Origin of the sequence: Variovorax monticola (assembly GCF_051216855.1) — a bacterium.
GTDB lineage: Bacteria > Pseudomonadota > Gammaproteobacteria > Burkholderiales > Burkholderiaceae_C > Variovorax.
Genome location: NZ_JBPJZP010000007.1, coordinates 135364 through 151502, shown reverse-complemented (window position 1 = coordinate 151502; position 16139 = coordinate 135364). Strand labels below are relative to the sequence as shown.

Sequence of the window (16139 nt, the reverse complement as noted above, 5' to 3'; positions counted from 1 at the left end):
GCGGCGCTCAGGCGACCAGATAAGTCTGGGCCAGGCGGACCCAGCACGCCGCGCCCAGCGGCAGCACCCGGTCGTTGAAGTCGTAGCCGGGGTTGTGCACCATGCAGCCCCCGAACTCGCCCTCCCCGTTGCCGAGCAACAGGTAGCAGCCCGGCAGCGCGGCGAGCATCCAGGCGAAGTCCTCGCTGCCCGCGAAGCCCTTGGGCACCTGCGTGACCACGTTCTCCTCGCCCACCAGCTCGGCGCAGACCTGCGCGGCCAGCTGCGTCTCGGCCGCGGTGTTGACCACCGGCGGCACCAGCTGGCGGTAGTCGATCTCGGCCTCCACGCCGTGCGCCTGCGCGGTGAAGCTCACGATCTCGCGGATGCGCTGCTCGACCAGCGCGCGCGTCTCGGGCCGCGCCGCGCGCACGTTCAGTCCCAGCGTGACCGATTGCGGAATCACGTTGTGCGTGGCGCCGCCGCGAATGAAACCGACGGACACCACCGCCGTGTCGTCGGGCGCCACGTTGCGCGCCACCACGGTCTGCAGCGCCGTCACGATGGCGGCGGCCGCCGCGACCGGATCGCGGGCCCGGTGCGGCATGGCGCCGTGCCCGCCCACGCCCTTGACCGTGACGTCGGCCACGTCGGACGACAGCGTCACCGGGCCGGCCACGGCCAGCATGGTGCCCACCGGCACGCCGGGCGCGTTGTGCAGCGCGTACACCGCATCGCAGGGAAAGCGCTCGAACAGGCCGTCGGCGATCATCGCGCGCGCGCCGCAAAGGTTCTCTTCGTCGGGCTGGAAGATCAGGTTCAGCGTGCCGTCGAAGTTGCGCGCCTTCGCCAGCGCATGGGCCGCCGCCAGCAGGATGGCTGTGTGGCCGTCGTGCCCGCAGGCGTGCATGCGCCCGGGGTTGCGGCTCGCGTACGGCAGGCCGGTGGCCTCGACGATGGGCAGCGCGTCCATGTCGGCGCGGATGCCCAGGCGGCGCGTGCCGTGGCCCACCTTCAGCTGCGCGACGATGCCCGTCTTGCCGATGCCCGTGTGTACGTCGTAGCCCCAGCTGCGCAGCAGGTTGGCGACCAGCTCGCCGGTGGCGCTCAGCTCGAAGCCGAGTTCGGGGTTGGCGTGGATCTGCCGGCGGATGTCGACGAAGGCCTGCGTGTCGACGTCGGCCGGGGGCAGCAGGCGGGACAGGAGCTGGGTGGTCTGGGGGCTGAGTTCGCGGGTCATGGATCAGGTCCGTTTGCAAAGGAGTGGAATGTCAGGCCGCCTTGCGCTCGCGCAGGCTCAGCAGCGCGGCAAGGCTCAACGCGCCGCAAACCACCATGTAGAAAGCCGGCGACAGCGGGTTGCCCGTCTTGGCGAGCAGCCAGGTCACGATGAACTGCGAGGAGCCGCCGAAGACGGTCACGCCCACGCTGTAGATCACCGAGATGCCGCTGGCGCGCACGCCGGCCGGCAGCATCTCCAGCAGCATCAAAAACATGGGCGTGGTGCCGATGTTCACGCTGGCCGTCAGCAGCGCCGACAGCGCGAGCACCAGCGGCACGCTCGGGTAGTGGCTGATGAGCCAGAACACAGGCACCACCGCGACCACGCTGAACAGCAGCGAGCCGATCACCAGCGGGCGGCGGTGGGGCAGCCGGTCGGCCAGGCGCCCCGCCACCAGCGACACCACGAACAGCGTGATGCCCGTGACGCAGCCCGACAGCAGCGACAGCGAGGGCGGCATGTGCAGCACGCGGATCATGTAGGTGGGCATGAAGAACACCACCAGGTACATCGTCGCGGTGCCCGCCGTGGTGGCAAGAATGCCCTTGAGCACCGTGCCGCCGTGCGCGCGCAGCAGGCGACCGACCGGGCTGGATTCGTGGCGCTCGGCGACGTGCGTCTCGTCGAGGTTGGCGCGGATGTAGAGGCCCACCGGTGCGATCAGGAGGCCGAGCAGGAACGGCAGGCGCCAGCCCCAGCTCTCGAGCGAGGCCTGCGGCAGCGCGGCATACAGCGCGGCGCCCGTGAGCGCGCCCAGCAGCGCCGACACGCCCTGGCTCGCCAGCTGCCAGCTCACGCGAAAGCCCCGGCCCTTCACGCCGCCGGCTTCCATCAGCATCGAGGTGGCTGCGCCCACTTCGCCGCCGAGCGAAAAGCCCTGCAGCAGTCGGCCGGCCACGATCATCAGCGAGCCGAAGACGCCGGCCGAGGCGTAGCTGGGCGCGAAGGCGATGCACAGCGTGCCCAGCACCATGAGTCCGATGGTCAGCGTCATGGCGGCCTTGCGGCCCTTGCGGTCGGCGTAGTTGCCGATGATCACGCCGCCCAGCGGGCGCATCACGAAGCCGATGCCGAAGGTGGCCACGGCCAGCAGCAGCGAGCCGTAGGCGCTGTCGGAGGGGAAGAACAGCTTGCCGATCAGCAGCGCGAAGAAGCTGTAGACGGTGAAGTCGTACATCTCCAGCGCGTTGCCGAGCGAGCAGGCCGCGATCAGGCGGAACTGGCTCTGCGGCGCCTTCGGCCTGGCGGCATCGGCGGCGCTGGAGGCGCTGGAAGAAGAGCCCCGGATCGGGGTTGCAGGCAAGGTGGCTTCGCTCATCTAATGTCTCCACGAACAGGTTGCGGGGGACCGGCAGGGCCCTTTGCGGCGGAGTATTCAGGCAAAGCACAGCAGCGAAGAATCACAAATTTTCATGCCGATAACCAAACGGAATCCCCGACAGAAAGAGGCCCGCGGCGCCATCGGGAGAACCACCGAGGCGGCATTTTTGCGCCCCTTTTTCGAGAAAACGGCACCACGATGAAGCTGCAACAGTTGCGCGTTTTGCTGGCCGTGGCCCAGCACGGCAGCATCCACGAAGCCTCGCGCAGCCTGCACACCACGCAGCCCGCGCTGTCCAAGACCATCTCGGAGCTGGAGCGCGAGCTCGGCGTGACGCTGATGTCGCGCTCCACGCGCGGCGTGAGCCTCACGGCCTACGGCGTGGCGCTGGTCAAGCGCGCGAGCCTGGTCGAGCAGGAACTGCGGCATGCGCTGGAAGACATCGAGGCGATCCGCGGGCACGACGAGGCCCAGCTCAACATCGGCTTCACCGCGGTGGCCTCGAGCGGCCCGCTGCCCGATGCGATGGCGTCGTTCCGCCAGCGTTTTCCCAACGTGGCGATGCGCGGCTTCGAACTGCGGCCGCAGCAGATCTTCGAAGGTCTGCGCGAAGGGCGGCTGGACCTGGGCCTGATCTCCACCTGCAACGGGCCGGGCACCAACGCCTTTCAATGGGAGCCGCTGTTCTCGGTGGCCATGCACCTGTCGGTGCGCGCGGGCCATCCGCTGCGGCGGGTGCGCAAGCTGCAGCCGCTGCTGGACGCCGACTGGCTGGTGCTCGACCCGATCGACGACGCGGGCAGCCCGTTGGTCAGCACCATGCAGATGCACGGGCTCGAGATGCCGCGGCGCATGGTGCAGAGCGCGTCGAACTTGCTGGGTCTTCAGCTGGCCACGCAGACCGACATGATCAGCATGTGGTCGGACTTCGTGTTCCACGGCGCGGGGCCGCTGCGGCTGCAGCCCGGCCTGCTGGAGAAACTGCCGATCACCGACGCGTTACCGGACTTCGACGTGTTCCTGGTCTACCGCTCGGCCGACCTGATGACGCACGCATGCGCCGAATTCGCGAAAGAGGCGCGGCACCACGCCAAGGCGAACCCGCCCTGGCGGCAGCCCGGACGCAAGGCGGGCGCGGGCTGATCAGGCCGTGGGGGTTTGTGTCTCGTCTTCGGGCGCGGTTTCGGGCCGCGTCATGGTCCAGCTCTGCAGCTTGCCGCCGTTGAACACGGCGTCGACGTACGAGTTGCCGCCGTCGGTCCAGCGGTACAGCTCGGGCTGCTGGTCCTTGGGCGAACGCAGCTCGCCCAGCGCGCGCGTCATCGCGACCACGTGCATCAGAGACACGCCGGGCTTGAGCTTGGCATTGAGCATCACGGCGCTGCCCACGTAGCCCACCGGCCGCTCTGCGGCCCGCTTGAGCACCTGCATCGCGCGGTTGAAGTGCAGCAGCAGGAACATCAGAATCGCGCCGGCCGCCAGGGCCACGCCGCCCCATCCGCCGCTGCGCCAGGCCAGCCCCAGGAGAAGGATGGCGCCCACGGGCACCAGAAATTTCTTGAAATTCATGGCGCGCATTGTCGCCGCCCGAGACAAGCACCCGAAGTAGCGGCCACCACTACCCCCGGGCGCGCAGGGCGGTACTCGGACCGAAAAGCGAAGGGCCGGGGAGCGCCAGCGGGCACATTTCGCTTCACGGGCATCAGCCCGGGCCACTGAAAAGCGTATGACCATTCCGCGTTCCGTCACCATCGTTCGCCTCACCCTCGTCGCCGCGCTCGCGGGCACCGCACTCAGCGGCTGCTACGTGGTGCCGCTCGGACAACCCGCTCCCGCGGTGCCGCCCTCGCAGGCCTATGCCGTCGCTCCGGGCCCGATCGCACAGACCTTCAACGCGCGGCTGTACCCATCGAACGCCGAGGCCGCGCGCTACGGCGCCGTCGCCGGCACGGTGACCAACGACATGAACGGCCGCGGCCACTTCAACGCACAGATCGGCGGCGAACAGTTTCAGGGAGAGGCAACCCGGGTCGCAGGCTCGCGGGGCACCGGCGTGGCGAATGCCACCGGCAGCCGCGGCGGCAACCTGAGTTGCCAGTACACGATGAACTCGGCCACGTTGGGCAGCGGCCAATGCCTGCTCAACGGCGGACCGGCGTTCACGATGCACATCGGGGGGTAGGGAGGGTAGGCCCGGCGCGTCACAGGCGCGCCGGGCCGTTTTTTCCCCCGTAACGATTCAATCGAGGCGGCGGACCACGTCCATCGCCTCTTCGATGCGCTCGACGGCATGGATCGTCAGGCCTTCGATCTCTTTCGCGCCCTTCTTGGGCGCGTTGGCCTTGGGGACCACCGCCACGCTGAAGCCCAGCTTGGCGGCCTCGCGCAGGCGCTCCTGCCCGCGCGGCGCAGGGCGCACCTCGCCGGCCAGGCCCACCTCACCGAACGCGATGAAGCCCTTGGGCAGCGGCTTGCCGCGCAGGCTCGAGGTAATGGCCAGCATCACGGCCAGGTCGGCCGCCGGTTCGCTGATGCGCACGCCGCCCACCGCGTTGACGAACACGTCCTGGTCCATGCAGGCCACGCCCGCATGGCGGTGCAGCACGGCCAGCAGCATCGCCAGGCGGTCACGGTCCAGGCCCACCGACAGGCGACGCGGACTCGGGCCCCCGTTGTCGACCAGCGCCTGGATCTCCACCAGCATCGGCCGCGTGCCTTCGAGCGTGACCAGCACCACGCTGCCGGGCACCGGCTCGGCATGCTGGCTCAGGAAGATGGCGCTCGGGTTGGTCACGCCCTTCAGGCCGCGCTCGGTCATGGCGAACACGCCGATCTCGTTGACCGCGCCGAAGCGGTTCTTGATGGCGCGCACGAGGCGGAAGGTCGAATGCGTTTCGCCTTCGAAGTACAGCACCGTGTCGACCATGTGCTCGAGCACGCGCGGGCCGGCCAGCGCGCCCTCCTTCGTCACGTGGCCCACCAGCACCACGGCCGTGCCGCTGGTCTTGGCGAAGCGCGTGAGGTGCGCCGCGCATTCGCGCACCTGCGCCACCGAACCCGGGGCCGAGGTGAGCTGGTCGGAATACACCGTCTGGATCGAGTCGATCACCGCGATGGCCGGGCGCGTGGCGTCGAGCGTGGCGATGATCTTCTCGAGCTGGATCTCGGCCAGCACCTGCACCTGCGAGTGATCGAGACCCAGCCGCTTGGAGCGCAGCGCCACCTGCGCGCCGCTTTCTTCGCCGGTGACATACAGCGCGTTCTGCCCCGCGCGCTGCAGCGCATCGACCGCCTGCAGCAGCAGCGTCGACTTGCCGATGCCCGGGTCGCCGCCGATCAGCGTCACACCGCCCGACACGATGCCCCCGCCGAGCACGCGGTCGAGTTCGTCGATGCCGGTGGGGGTGCGCGCGATGTCGGTCGCCTCGATCTCAGACAGGGTGGCGAGTTCGGACACACCCGCCAGCGGCGAGAACTGCGTGCCGAAGCGGTTGTTGGCCGGCCCGGTGCTGCCCGCCACCTGTTCGACGAGGGTGTTCCAGGCGCCGCAACTCGGGCATTTGCCGAGCCATTTGGGGCTGGTGCCGCCGCATTCACTGCAGACGAAAAGTGTTTTGTCCTTGGCCATGCGACGAGTTTAGGTGTCCGCACAAACCCTGATGCCCGGTGCCTTGGAAAGAACTGGCCAATCATTTAACATGTTAAGTAATTTCGAGAAAACGCGGAAAGATACACGCCCTTGAGCACCACATTCACGCACCGCAATTTGCCGCGCCTGCTGCTGCAGGCCCGCGAAGCCGTGATGGCCCACACCCGGCCCAGCCTGCGCGAGCACGCGCTGTCCGACCAGCAATGGCGCGTGCTGCGCGTGCTGGGCGAGCACGGCGCGGTCGACACCGGCCGCGTGGCGCGCGAGGCCTTCATCCTCGGCCCCAGCCTCACCGGCGTGCTCGCGCGCATGGAGCGCGACAACCTCATCACCCGGGCCCGCGACGCCACCGACCAGCGCCGCACCGTGGTCGAGGCCACGCCGCACGGCATGAAGCTGGTCAAGCGCCTGGGCAGCAGCATCGAGGCGCACTACGACTGGATGGAACAGTCGATGGGCAAGGCCAAGCTCACGCAGCTCTACGGGCTGCTCGACGAACTCATCGCACTGGAGCAACCTTCATGAGCCACAGCACGCATGCTGCGCACTACCTTCCGAGCGGCACCGTGTACGGCACGCTGCTGAACTTTCGCGCCGAAGTGGACGCGCTCGCGCCGCAGATGACGCAGCCGCCCTACAAGGCGCCGCCCCAGGCGCCCGTGCTCTACGTGAAGACGGCCAACACCTGGACCCCGCACGGCAGCGCCATCGCGGTGCCTGCGGCCGTGCCCGAGGTGGAAATCGGCGCGAGCATCGGCATGGTGGTCGGCGCCGAGGGCGACGTCGAAGGCTTCGTGCTGCTGAACGACCTGTCGATTCCGCATGCGAGCTTCTTCCGCCCGCCAGTGAAGTTCAAGTGCGTCGACGGCTTTCTGGGCGTGGGCCCGGCGCTGCGCGACGCGCAGGACGTCGCGGACCCCGCGGCCTTCCACGTCGAGGTGCGCATCAACGGCGAGCTGAAACAGGCCATCGACTTCTCGCAGCTCGTGCGGCCCGCGCGGCAACTGCTGGCCGACGTCGGCGAGTTCATGACCCTTGCGCACGGCGATGTGCTGATGCTGGGCTGCGACCTGGGCCGCCCGCTGGCCCGCGCCGGCGACCGCATCGACATTTCCGCGCCGGGGTTCGAAACCCTGAGCAACACGCTGGTGAAGGAAGCCGCATGAAGCACGCACGCGTCATCTACGAAGGCCGCGAACACGCCGGCACAAGCCACGAACTCAACGGCAAGCAAGACGCTGCGGTGCGGCTCGAAGACGGCCGCGTCGTGCCGCAGGACCAGCTCACCTGGCTGCCGCCGCTCGCGCCCACGGCGCGCCCGCGCACCATCCTCGCGCTCGGCCTGAACTACGCCGACCATGCGAAGGAACTCGAGTTCAAGGCGCCCGAAGAACCGCTGGTGTTCGTCAAGGGCCAGAGCACGCTCATCGGCCACCGCCAGCGCACGCACCGACCGGCCGGCGTGAAGTTCATGCACTACGAATGCGAGCTCGCCATCGTCATCGGCAAGACCGCCCGCAACGTGAAGCGCGACGACGCCTTCGACTTCATCGGCGGCTACACCGTGGCCAACGACTACGCCATTCGCGACTACCTGGAGAACTGGTACCGCCCCAACCTGCGCGTGAAGAACCGCGACACCTGCACGCCGCTGGGCCCGTGGTTCGTCGACGCGACCGATGTGCCCGACCCCATGGCGCTCGCGCTCAGCACCACCGTGAACGGCACCGTCACGCAGCAGGGCAACACGCGCGACATGATCTTCGACGCGCCCTTTCTCATCGAGTATTTCAGCCGCTTCATGACGCTGTCGCCGGGCGACCTGATTCTCACGGGCACGCCCGACGGCGTGGTCGATTGCCAGCCGGGCGACGTGGTCGTCACCGACATCGAGCGCATCGGCGCACTCATCAACACCATCGAGACCCTTCAAGGACAAGCATGAGAGTCGATCACCTGATCAACGGCAAGAGCGTTGCCGGCACCGATTACTTCGAAACGGTGAACCCCGCCACGCAGGAGGTGCTGGCCGAGGTCGCCTCGGGCGGCGAAGCCGAAGTCAACGCCGCCGTGGCCGCCGCCAAGGCCGCCTTCCCCAAGTGGGCCGGCCTGCCCGCGCCCGAACGCGCCAAGCTGATTCGCAAGCTCGGCGACCTGATCGCCGCGCACGTGCCCGAGATCGCGCAGACCGAAACCAACGACTGCGGCCAAGTGATCGCGCAGACCGGCAAGCAGCTGATTCCGCGCGCGGCCGACAACTTCTACTACTTCGCCGAAATGTGCACGCGGGTGGATGGTCACACCTACCCCACGCCCACGCACCTGAACTACACGCTGTTCCATCCGGTGGGCGTGTGCGCGCTCATCAGCCCGTGGAACGTGCCCTTCATGACGGCCACCTGGAAGGTCGCGCCCTGCCTGGCCTTCGGCAACACCGCCGTGCTGAAGATGAGCGAGCTCTCGCCGCTCACGGCCGCGCGCCTGGGCGAACTGGCGCTGGAAGCCGGCATTCCGCCCGGCGTGCTGAACCTCGTGCACGGCTACGGCAAGGAAGCCGGCGAGCCGCTGGTGGCCCACCCCGACGTGCGCGCCATTTCTTTCACCGGCTCCACCGCCACGGGCAACCGCATCGTGAAGAGCGCGGGCCTGAAGAAGTTCAGCATGGAGCTGGGCGGCAAGAGCCCGTTCGTGATCTTCGAGGACGCCGACCTCGACCGCGCGCTCGACGCGGCCGTGTTCATGATCTTCAGCAACAACGGCGAGCGCTGCACGGCGGGCTCGCGCATCCTGGTGCAGCAGTCGATCTACGCGGACTTCGCGGCCAAGTTCGCGGAGCGCGCCAAGCGCATCACGGTGGGCGACCCGCTCGACGAGAAGACCATCGTCGGCCCGATGATTTCGCAGGCCCACCTGGCCAAGGTGCGCAGCTACATCGAACTGGGCCCGAAGGAAGGCGCGACGCTGCTGTGCGGCGGCCTCGAAGGCCCGAGCAACCTGCCCGACCGCGTGAAGAAGGGCAACTACGTGATGCCCACCGTGTTCGCCGACGTCGACAACCGCATGAAGATCGCACAGGACGAGATCTTCGGACCGGTCGCCTGCCTGATTCCGTTCAAGGACGAGGCCGATGCCATCCGCCTGGCCAACGACATCCCCTACGGCCTGAGCAGCTACGTGTGGACAGAGAACATCGGCAAGGCGCACCGCGTGGCCGCCGCCGTGGAGGCCGGCATGTGCTTCGTCAACAGCCAGAACGTGCGCGACCTGCGCCAGCCCTTCGGCGGCACCAAGGCTTCGGGCACGGGGCGCGAAGGCGGCACGTGGAGCTATGAAGTCTTCTGCGAGCCCAAGAACATCGCGGTGTCGATGGGCTCGCACCACATTCCGCACTGGGGTGTGGCGTGAGCCACGCCCCACACTTCGCTCTGCGGCGTGGCGTGAACACGCAACGCCGCACGCTGCTGCAGGGCGCGGCCGCATTCACTGCAGTGCCGGTGCTCGCACGCGCACAAGGCACATGGCCCGCCAGGCCGATCCGCGTGATCGTCCCGTTCACGCCCGGCGGCACCACCGACTTCGTGGCACGCCTGGTCGGCGTCGAACTCTCCAAGGCGCTGGGCCAGCCGGTGATCGTCGACAACAAGCCAGGCGCCGGCACGGTGATCGGCGTCGACGCGGGCGCCAAGGCCGCCCCCGACGGCTACACCTTCGTGTGCGTGGCCAACAGCTTCACGGCCAACCAGACACTGCTGCGCAAGCTGCCCTACGACACACAGAAAGACCTGCGCCCCGTCGCGCTCATGGGCATGTCGGAGCATGTGCTGGCCACGCACCCGAACAGCGGCCTGAAGACGCTGGCCGACCTGCGCAACCAGGCCAAGGCCAAGCCGGGCACGCTGAGCTTCGCCTCCTTCGGCAACGGCACTTCGGCCCACCTGTCGGGCGAGATGCTCAAGCTGCAGATGGGCCTGGACATCGTGCACGTGCCCTACAAGGGCCAGGGCCCGGCGCTCACCGACCTGCTGGGTGGGCAGGTCACGATGATGTTCGGCAACTGGCCCGAGTTCCGCAGCCACGTGCAGAACGGCAAGCTCATTGCGCTGGGCATGGCGACCGCGCAGCGCTCGCAGTACGCACCGTCCATACCCACACTGGCCGAACAGGGCGTGCCCATTGAGTCCAATTCATGGAACGGCCTGCTGGCGCCCGCCGGTACGCCCGATGCCATCGTGCAGCGCATGAACGCCGAGGTGAACCGCGCGCTCGCGGGGCCCGTGGTGACCGAGGCCTTCCACAAGGGCGGCATCGCGTCGCTGTCGGGCACGCCCGAGCGCTTCGCGGCCTTCATCCAGAGCGAGATTGCGAAGTACGGCGACGTCATTCGCAAAGCCAACATCCAGGTGGAGGGCTGACCGGTGAGCCTCTATGCGATGCAGAAGTTCCTGTTCGCGCTCAACCGCGAGGTGGAGGTGCAGCGCCGCTATGCCGAAGGCGGCGACACGCGCGCAACCCTTCTGGCAGCCTATGACCTCGACGACGAAGAACGCGAGGCCATCGACACCGGCGACATCGGCAAGCTCTACGTGCTCGGCTGCAACGGCCAGTTGCTGATGCACTTCGCGCCGCTGCTGGGCATCGCATGGGCCGACTACCTCGAAGCCATGCGCGAAGGCGTGCGCAAATACGGCCCTGTGCGCGCGGGCATCTACGCAATGACAACAGGAACCAACGAGAAAGTGGCGGGCGTATGAGTCTGGTTTTTGCAGGCGTATGCAGCCACGCCCCCGGGATCACCGGACGCGCCCATCTGGCCGACCCGGCGGTGAAGGACGAGTTCCACGCGCAGTTCCACCGCTTCGGCGAAGCGATGCGCGCAACGAAGCCCGACGCGGTGATCGTGATCGCAGCGGAGCACTTCGCGAACTTCTTCATGAACAACATGCCGGCCTACGCCATCGGCATGGCAGACAGCTACGAGGGCCCGATCGAGGACCCGAAGTGGCTCGGCATCGCGAAGACCGCCGTGCCCGGCGACGCCGCGCTGTCGCAGCGCCTGATCCGCGAGGTGATGCAGACGGTGGACGTGGCCTACGCGGAAGAATGGAAGTTCGACCACGGCATCATGGTTCCGCTGAACTTTCTGACGCCGAAGTTCGATATCAAGGTCATTCCCGTCAACATCAACTGCCAGGGCCCGCCGCTCACGCCGCTGCACCGCGCCTGGGCCTTCGGCGAGGCGCTGCGGCGTGCCTGCGACAAGGCGCCCGAGCGCATCGCGCTGGTGGGCACGGGCGGCATCTCGCACTGGCCGGCCACGCCCGATTCGGGCAAGGTCAACGCCGCGTGGGACGCCGAGTTCATGCGCCGCTGGTGCGCCAACGACCGCGAGGCGCTGCTTTCGCAGGACGACTACAACGACGAGGCCACCTACCGCGAGGCGGGCCAGGGCGGCTTCGAGATACGCACCTTCCTCAGCGTAGCCGCGGCCGCGCGCGGCAAGGGCGAGATCTTTCACATGAAGGCCATTCCGATCTTCGCGGTGACGTGCACCGCGGCGACGATGGCCATCGAATGAACCGGAGACACGCATGCCCCACCTGGTGATTCTGTACACGCCCAACATCGAGGCCGAGACCGACATGTCGGCCCTGTGCCGCACGCTGGCCGACACCATGCTCGCGCAGCGCGACGAGGCCGGCAAGCCGGTGTTTCCCATCGGCGGCACGCGCGTGCTGGCCTACCCGGCCGCGCACCACGCGGTGGCCGACGGCAAGGCCGACTACGCCTTCGTGTACCTCAACATCCGCATGGCCGCGGGCCGCTCCGAGACGGTGAAGAAGAAAGCCGGCGACGAGCTGCTGGCCGGCGTGCGCGCGCATTTTTCGCCCATCTTCGACCAGCGCCCCATCGGCATCACGCTGCAGATCGACGAAAGCCCGGGGCAGGTGTACGACGGCAAGCACAGCAACCTGCACCCCCTGTTCAACAAGACCTGAGCGAAGGCCTCCATGCTCTCTTCCGACACCATTGCCAAGCTGGCCGCCGAGCTGCACGAAAGCGAGAAGTCGCGCGTGCAGGTCGAGCATTTTTCCAAGCGCTTTCCCGAGATGACCGTCGAGGACGGCTATGCCGTCTCGCGCGAATGGGTGAAGACCAAGATCGCCGAGGGCCGCGTCGCGCGCGGCCACAAGATCGGCCTCACCTCGCGCGCCATGCAGCAGGCCAGCCAGATCACCGAGCCCGACTACGGCACGCTGCTGGACGACATGTTCTTCGAGCAGGGCGGCGACATTCCGTTCAAGCGCTTCATCGCGCCGCGCGTCGAGGTGGAACTGGCCTTCGTGCTCGGCAAGAAGCTGCAGGGCCCGAACGTGACCATCTTCGACGTGCTGGCCGCCACCGACTACGTGGTGCCCGCCATCGAGATCATCGACGCGCGCATCGAGCAGTTCGACCGCCACACCAAGGCCATGCGCCGCGTGTTCGACACCATTGCCGACAACGCGGCCAACGCCGGCATCGTGATGGGCGGGCGGCCCGTGAAGCCCGATGCGGTCGACCTGCGCTGGGTGAGCGCGCTGCTCTACAAGAACGGTGTCGTCGAAGAGTCGGGCGTGGCCGCAGCCGTGCTCAACCACCCCGCCACCGGCGTGGCCTGGCTCGCGAACAAGCTCGCGCCGTGGGACGAATGCCTGGAGGCCGGCGAGGTGGTGCTGGGCGGCTCGTTCACGCGCCCCACCGCCGCCGTGCCGGGCGACACTTTCCATGCCGACTACGGCCCGCTCGGCTCCATCGCCTTCCGCTTTGTCTGAAAAGAACCCCATGCACACACCTCTCAACACCTTCAAGCAGGCCCTTCGATCGGGCAAGCCCCAGATCGGCCTGTGGGTCGGCCTGGCCGACGGCTACGCGGCCGAGATCCTGGCCGGCACCGGCTACGACTGGCTGCTGGTCGACGGCGAGCACGCGCCCAACGACGTGCGCTCGGTGCTGGCGCAGCTGCAGGCCATTTCCAGCGCCTGGTCGGCGCAGCCCGACGCCGAGCGCTCGCACCCCGTGGTGCGCATTCCGGTCGGCGACACCACGTTGATCAAGCAGTACCTGGACATCGGCGCGCAGACGCTGCTGGTGCCCATGGTCGACACGGCCGAGCAGGCCGCGCGGCTGGTGCAGGGCATGCGATACCCGCCCGAAGGCATCCGCGGCATGGGCAGTGCGCTGGCACGTGCCTCGCGCTGGCAGGCCTACCCCGACTACCTGCACGAAGCCAACGCGCAGACCTGCCTGCTGGTGCAGGCCGAGACGGTGGAGGCGATGAAGAACATCGACGCCATCGCGGCCACGCCCGGCGTGGACGGCGTGTTCATCGGCCCGGCCGACCTGTCGGCGTCGATGGGCTTTGTGGGCCAGCCCAACCACCCCGAGGTGCAGGCGGTGATCGCGGACGCCATCGCGCGCATCCTCAAGGCCGGCAAGGCGCCGGGCATCCTGTCGACCACCGAAGAGCAGGCGCGCAAGTGGCTCGCTGCTGGCGCGCTGTTCGTGGCGGTGGGGGTGGACACCATCGTGCTGGCGGCGGCGGCGAAGGAATTGCTCGCGAAGTACAAGGGCGCGCCAGGCGCGGCCTCGCCCAGCGGTTACTGAATTCTTCCCACACCGGAGCCTCTTCATGCAACGCACGACCCTCGCGGCCATCGCCGCCGCAGCCACCCTCTTCCTCGCCGCCTGCGCCCCCCTGGGCGCCGGCAAGTCGCAAGGCGCCACCGCCCAGCAGGAAGCCAACCGCCAGACGGTGCTCGCCTTCTACGAAAAAGGCCTGAACCAGAAGGACGCCGACGCGGCCCTGCAGTACGTGGGCAACCGCTACGTGCAGCACAACCCCACGGCGGCCGACGGCCCCGAGGGCTTTCGCAAGTTCGTCGGCTTCCTGCGCGAGAAATTTCCGAAGTCGCGCGGCAACATCAAGCGCAGCTTCGTCGATGGCGACTACGTGATCCTGCATGTCAACGCGGTGCGCGAGCCGGGCACGCGCGGCAGCGCCATCGTGGACATCTTCAAGCTGGAGAACGGCAAGATCGTCGAGCACTGGGACGTGGTGCAGCCCGTGCCCGAAACGGCCGCGAACAACAACACGATGTTCTGACCCGCCCGCCCGATGACCACGCCCACCGACCCGCCCCAGCGCTTTCGCTCCGCCACCATCCGCGAGGGCACGATCCGCGCGACCACGCGCAGCTTCCTGCATGCGCTGGGCCAGGACGACGAGGACATCGCGCGCCCGCACATCGGCGTGTTCCACACCGGCGGCGAGATGAGCCCGTGCAACCTCAACCTGCGCGAGCAGGCGCAGCATGCCAAGACCGGCATCTACGCGGGCGGCGGCACGCCGCACGAATGCCCGGTGGTGTCGGTGAGCGACGGGCTCACCATGGCGCACTCGGGCATGCGCTTCTCGCTGATCTCGCGCGAGCTGATCGCCGACAGCGTGGAAGCCTCCACGCGCGGCCACCAGTGGGACGGCATCTTCGCCATCGGCGCCTGCGACAAGAACCTGCCCGGGCTGATGATGGGCATGGTGCGCTGCAACGTGCCCAGCGTGTTCGTGCACGGCGGCTCCGCGCTGCCGGGCCAGATGCCCGGGCCGGACGGGCGCGACCTGAACGTGGTCGACACCTACGAGACCATCGGCAAGGTGCTCGCGGGCACCGCCACGCACGAAGAACTCGACGCCATGAGCCGCGCCTGCCTGCCCACGGCCGGCGCGTGCGCGGGCCAGTTCACGGCCAACACCATGGGCATGGTGTCCGAGGCGCTGGGACTGGCGCCCATCGGCTCGAGCATGGTGCCGGCCGTGTTCAGCGAGCGCGCGCCGCTGATGCGCCGCGCCGCCAAGAACCTCATGAAGGCGGTGATGGGCAGTCTCGACGGATCGGCCCCGCTGCCGCGCGACATCGTCACGCGCAAGGCGCTGGAGAACGCCTGCGCCGTGGTGTCGGCCACGGGCGGCTCGACCAACGCCGCGCTGCACCTGCCGGCCATCGCGCACGAGGCGGGCATCAGGTTCCACCTGGACGACGTGGCCGAGGTCTTCGCGCGCACCCCGCTCATCGCCGACCTGCGCCCGGGCGGCCAGTACCTGGCGCGCGACGTGTTCTACATCGGCGGGGCGGGCGTGATCCTGCGCACGCTGCTGGAACAGGGCTTCCTGCACGGCGACGCGCTCACCTTCACCGGGCGCACCATGGCCGAGGAACTGGCCGACGCGCTGGCGCCCGACGGGCGCGTGGTGCGCGAGGCCGGCAACCCGATCTCGCGCGACGGCGGGCTGGCCGTGCTCAAGGGCAACCTCTGCCCCGACGGTGCGCTGCTGAAGACGGCGGGGCTCAAAGGCCTGGTGTTTCGCGGCCCGGCGCGCGTCTTCGACTCCGAAGAGCAGGCGCAGGCAGCCGTGCAGAACCGCCGCTACGAGCCCGGCGACGTGATCGTGATTCGCAACGAAGGCCCCAGGGGCAGCCCCGGCATGCGCGAGATGCTGGGCATCACCGCCCTGCTCTACGGCCAGGGCATGGGCGACAAGGTGGCGCTGCTGACGGACGGACGCTTCTCGGGCGCCACGCGCGGCCTGTGCATCGGCTACGCGGGGCCGGAAGCGGCGGACGGAGGGCCGATTGCGGCCTTGCGCGACGGCGACATGATCTCGATCGACGCGCGGGCCGAAGCTCGCTCCATTTCGGTGGAGCTGACGGCAGAAGAAATTGCGTCGCGCCTGGCCGGACGTGAGGTAAACGCGGGGGCGCCGAAGGGCGGTTTGTTGGAAAAATACGCGCTCACCGTGCGCCCTGCCCATCAGGGCGCCGTGACCCACTCGGGCGCGGTCACCTGGCTGCGCGACGAGTCGTGACTTTTCA

The 16139-nt window shown here is 68.5% G+C and carries 18 protein-coding genes; 14 read left to right on the top strand and 4 right to left on the bottom strand.

Annotated features, from left to right (window positions below; all coding sequences use genetic code 11):
* Window positions 1-7 precede the first annotated feature (7 nt).
* Together ACSFA5_RS24810 and ACSFA5_RS24805 are read right to left on the bottom strand one after the other, a co-directional pair.
* The gene (locus tag ACSFA5_RS24810) at window positions 8-1219 is read right to left on the bottom strand and encodes a M20 aminoacylase family protein (protein ID WP_435446707.1); all 1212 of its coding nucleotides are present in this window, start codon (window positions 1217-1219) and stop codon (window positions 8-10) included.
* 31 nt (window positions 1220-1250) lie between these two features.
* Window positions 1251-2579 carry an MFS transporter gene (locus tag ACSFA5_RS24805; RefSeq protein ID WP_435446706.1) on the bottom strand — a complete coding sequence of 443 codons (1329 nt, stop codon included), beginning with the start codon at window positions 2577-2579 and terminating at the stop codon, window positions 1251-1253.
* Window positions 2580-2780: 201 nt separating this feature from the next.
* Here ACSFA5_RS24805 and ACSFA5_RS24800 point away from each other — a divergent pair, with 201 nt between their 5' ends.
* Entirely contained in the window at window positions 2781-3725 is a 945-nt protein-coding gene (locus tag ACSFA5_RS24800) for a LysR family transcriptional regulator (protein WP_435438784.1), read from the top strand.
* Here the strand turns inward: ACSFA5_RS24800 and ACSFA5_RS24795 are convergent, their stop codons facing one another.
* The gene (locus ACSFA5_RS24795; protein ID WP_435446705.1) at window positions 3726-4160 is read right to left on the bottom strand and encodes a glycerate kinase; all 435 of its coding nucleotides are present in this window, start codon (window positions 4158-4160) and stop codon (window positions 3726-3728) included. It lies immediately after the preceding gene.
* Window positions 4161-4308: 148 nt separating this feature from the next.
* On the opposite strand from ACSFA5_RS24795, the gene ACSFA5_RS24790 reads away from it, so the two are divergent.
* Complete coding sequence (locus ACSFA5_RS24790) at window positions 4309-4764, top strand: hypothetical protein (protein WP_435446704.1); 456 nt, start codon at window positions 4309-4311, stop codon at window positions 4762-4764.
* A gap of 57 nt (window positions 4765-4821) precedes the next feature.
* Here ACSFA5_RS24790 and radA read toward each other — a convergent pair whose 3' ends face one another.
* A complete protein-coding gene (radA, locus tag ACSFA5_RS24785) occupies window positions 4822-6210 on the bottom strand; it encodes a DNA repair protein RadA (protein ID WP_435446703.1) in 1389 nt (462 codons plus the stop codon).
* Between the two features lie 111 nt (window positions 6211-6321).
* Between radA and hpaR the strand changes: the two genes are divergently transcribed.
* The 12 genes from hpaR to ilvD are packed head-to-tail and all read left to right on the top strand — an operon-like array spanning window position 6322 to window position 16132.
* On the top strand, window positions 6322-6756 hold the full coding sequence (gene hpaR, locus ACSFA5_RS24780) for a homoprotocatechuate degradation operon regulator HpaR (protein ID WP_435446702.1): 435 nt from the start codon (window positions 6322-6324) through the stop codon (window positions 6754-6756).
* A complete protein-coding gene (locus tag ACSFA5_RS24775) occupies window positions 6753-7397 on the top strand; it encodes a fumarylacetoacetate hydrolase family protein (RefSeq protein ID WP_435446701.1) in 645 nt (214 codons plus the stop codon). The genes hpaR and ACSFA5_RS24775 overlap by 4 nt, the downstream gene beginning before the upstream one ends.
* Window positions 7394-8176, top strand: coding sequence for a fumarylacetoacetate hydrolase family protein (locus ACSFA5_RS24770; protein WP_435446700.1), 783 nt, complete (start codon window positions 7394-7396; stop codon window positions 8174-8176). The genes ACSFA5_RS24775 and ACSFA5_RS24770 overlap by 4 nt, the downstream gene beginning before the upstream one ends.
* Entirely contained in the window at window positions 8173-9636 is a 1464-nt protein-coding gene (hpaE, locus tag ACSFA5_RS24765) for a 5-carboxymethyl-2-hydroxymuconate semialdehyde dehydrogenase (protein WP_435446699.1), read from the top strand. The genes ACSFA5_RS24770 and hpaE overlap by 4 nt, the downstream gene beginning before the upstream one ends.
* 32 nt (window positions 9637-9668) lie before the next feature.
* Window positions 9669-10643 carry a tripartite tricarboxylate transporter substrate binding protein gene (locus ACSFA5_RS24760; protein WP_435446698.1) on the top strand — a complete coding sequence of 325 codons (975 nt, stop codon included), beginning with the start codon at window positions 9669-9671 and terminating at the stop codon, window positions 10641-10643.
* 3 nt (window positions 10644-10646) lie between these two features.
* Window positions 10647-10982 carry an aromatic ring-opening dioxygenase subunit LigA gene (locus ACSFA5_RS24755; RefSeq protein WP_435446697.1) on the top strand — a complete coding sequence of 112 codons (336 nt, stop codon included), beginning with the start codon at window positions 10647-10649 and terminating at the stop codon, window positions 10980-10982.
* Window positions 10979-11806, top strand: a complete 828-nt coding sequence (locus tag ACSFA5_RS24750; RefSeq protein WP_435446696.1) for a DODA-type extradiol aromatic ring-opening family dioxygenase — start codon at window positions 10979-10981, stop codon at window positions 11804-11806. The genes ACSFA5_RS24755 and ACSFA5_RS24750 overlap by 4 nt, the downstream gene beginning before the upstream one ends.
* Before the next feature lie 13 nt (window positions 11807-11819).
* Window positions 11820-12227, top strand: coding sequence for a 5-carboxymethyl-2-hydroxymuconate Delta-isomerase (locus tag ACSFA5_RS24745; protein WP_435446695.1), 408 nt, complete (start codon window positions 11820-11822; stop codon window positions 12225-12227).
* Between the two features lie 12 nt (window positions 12228-12239).
* A complete protein-coding gene (gene hpaH / locus ACSFA5_RS24740; RefSeq protein ID WP_435446694.1) occupies window positions 12240-13043 on the top strand; it encodes a 2-oxo-hept-4-ene-1,7-dioate hydratase in 804 nt (267 codons plus the stop codon).
* Window positions 13044-13053: 10 nt separating this feature from the next.
* A complete protein-coding gene (gene hpaI, locus ACSFA5_RS24735) occupies window positions 13054-13875 on the top strand; it encodes a 4-hydroxy-2-oxoheptanedioate aldolase (RefSeq protein ID WP_435446693.1) in 822 nt (273 codons plus the stop codon).
* Between the two features lie 25 nt (window positions 13876-13900).
* A complete protein-coding gene (locus ACSFA5_RS24730) occupies window positions 13901-14374 on the top strand; it encodes a nuclear transport factor 2 family protein (RefSeq protein ID WP_435446692.1) in 474 nt (157 codons plus the stop codon).
* Between the two features lie 12 nt (window positions 14375-14386).
* Complete coding sequence (gene ilvD, locus ACSFA5_RS24725; protein ID WP_435446691.1) at window positions 14387-16132, top strand: dihydroxy-acid dehydratase; 1746 nt, start codon at window positions 14387-14389, stop codon at window positions 16130-16132.
* Window positions 16133-16139 lie beyond the last annotated feature (7 nt).

Excerpts from the sequence above, each read along its gene's own strand:
- ACSFA5_RS24795 (WP_435446705.1), bottom strand. The coding sequence starts at position 4,160 with ATGCGCGCCATGAATTTCAAGAAATTTCTGGTGCCCGTGGGCGCCATC.
- hpaE (WP_435446699.1), top strand. The coding sequence starts at position 8,173 with ATGAGAGTCGATCACCTGATCAACGGCAAGAGCGTTGCCGGCACCGAT.
- ACSFA5_RS24770 (WP_435446700.1), top strand. The coding sequence starts at position 7,394 with ATGAAGCACGCACGCGTCATCTACGAAGGCCGCGAACACGCCGGCACA.
- ACSFA5_RS24730 (WP_435446692.1), top strand. The coding sequence starts at position 13,901 with ATGCAACGCACGACCCTCGCGGCCATCGCCGCCGCAGCCACCCTCTTC.
- ilvD (WP_435446691.1), top strand. The coding sequence starts at position 14,387 with ATGACCACGCCCACCGACCCGCCCCAGCGCTTTCGCTCCGCCACCATC.
- hpaI (WP_435446693.1), top strand. The coding sequence starts at position 13,054 with ATGCACACACCTCTCAACACCTTCAAGCAGGCCCTTCGATCGGGCAAG.
- radA (WP_435446703.1), bottom strand. The coding sequence starts at position 6,210 with ATGGCCAAGGACAAAACACTTTTCGTCTGCAGTGAATGCGGCGGCACC.
- ACSFA5_RS24775 (WP_435446701.1), top strand. The coding sequence starts at position 6,753 with ATGAGCCACAGCACGCATGCTGCGCACTACCTTCCGAGCGGCACCGTG.
- ACSFA5_RS24790 (WP_435446704.1), top strand. The coding sequence starts at position 4,309 with ATGACCATTCCGCGTTCCGTCACCATCGTTCGCCTCACCCTCGTCGCC.
- ACSFA5_RS24805 (WP_435446706.1), bottom strand. The coding sequence starts at position 2,579 with ATGAGCGAAGCCACCTTGCCTGCAACCCCGATCCGGGGCTCTTCTTCC.
- ACSFA5_RS24810 (WP_435446707.1), bottom strand. The coding sequence starts at position 1,219 with ATGACCCGCGAACTCAGCCCCCAGACCACCCAGCTCCTGTCCCGCCTG.
- ACSFA5_RS24750 (WP_435446696.1), top strand. The coding sequence starts at position 10,979 with ATGAGTCTGGTTTTTGCAGGCGTATGCAGCCACGCCCCCGGGATCACC.
- ACSFA5_RS24800 (WP_435438784.1), top strand. The coding sequence starts at position 2,781 with ATGAAGCTGCAACAGTTGCGCGTTTTGCTGGCCGTGGCCCAGCACGGC.
- hpaH (WP_435446694.1), top strand. The coding sequence starts at position 12,240 with ATGCTCTCTTCCGACACCATTGCCAAGCTGGCCGCCGAGCTGCACGAA.
- ACSFA5_RS24745 (WP_435446695.1), top strand. The coding sequence starts at position 11,820 with ATGCCCCACCTGGTGATTCTGTACACGCCCAACATCGAGGCCGAGACC.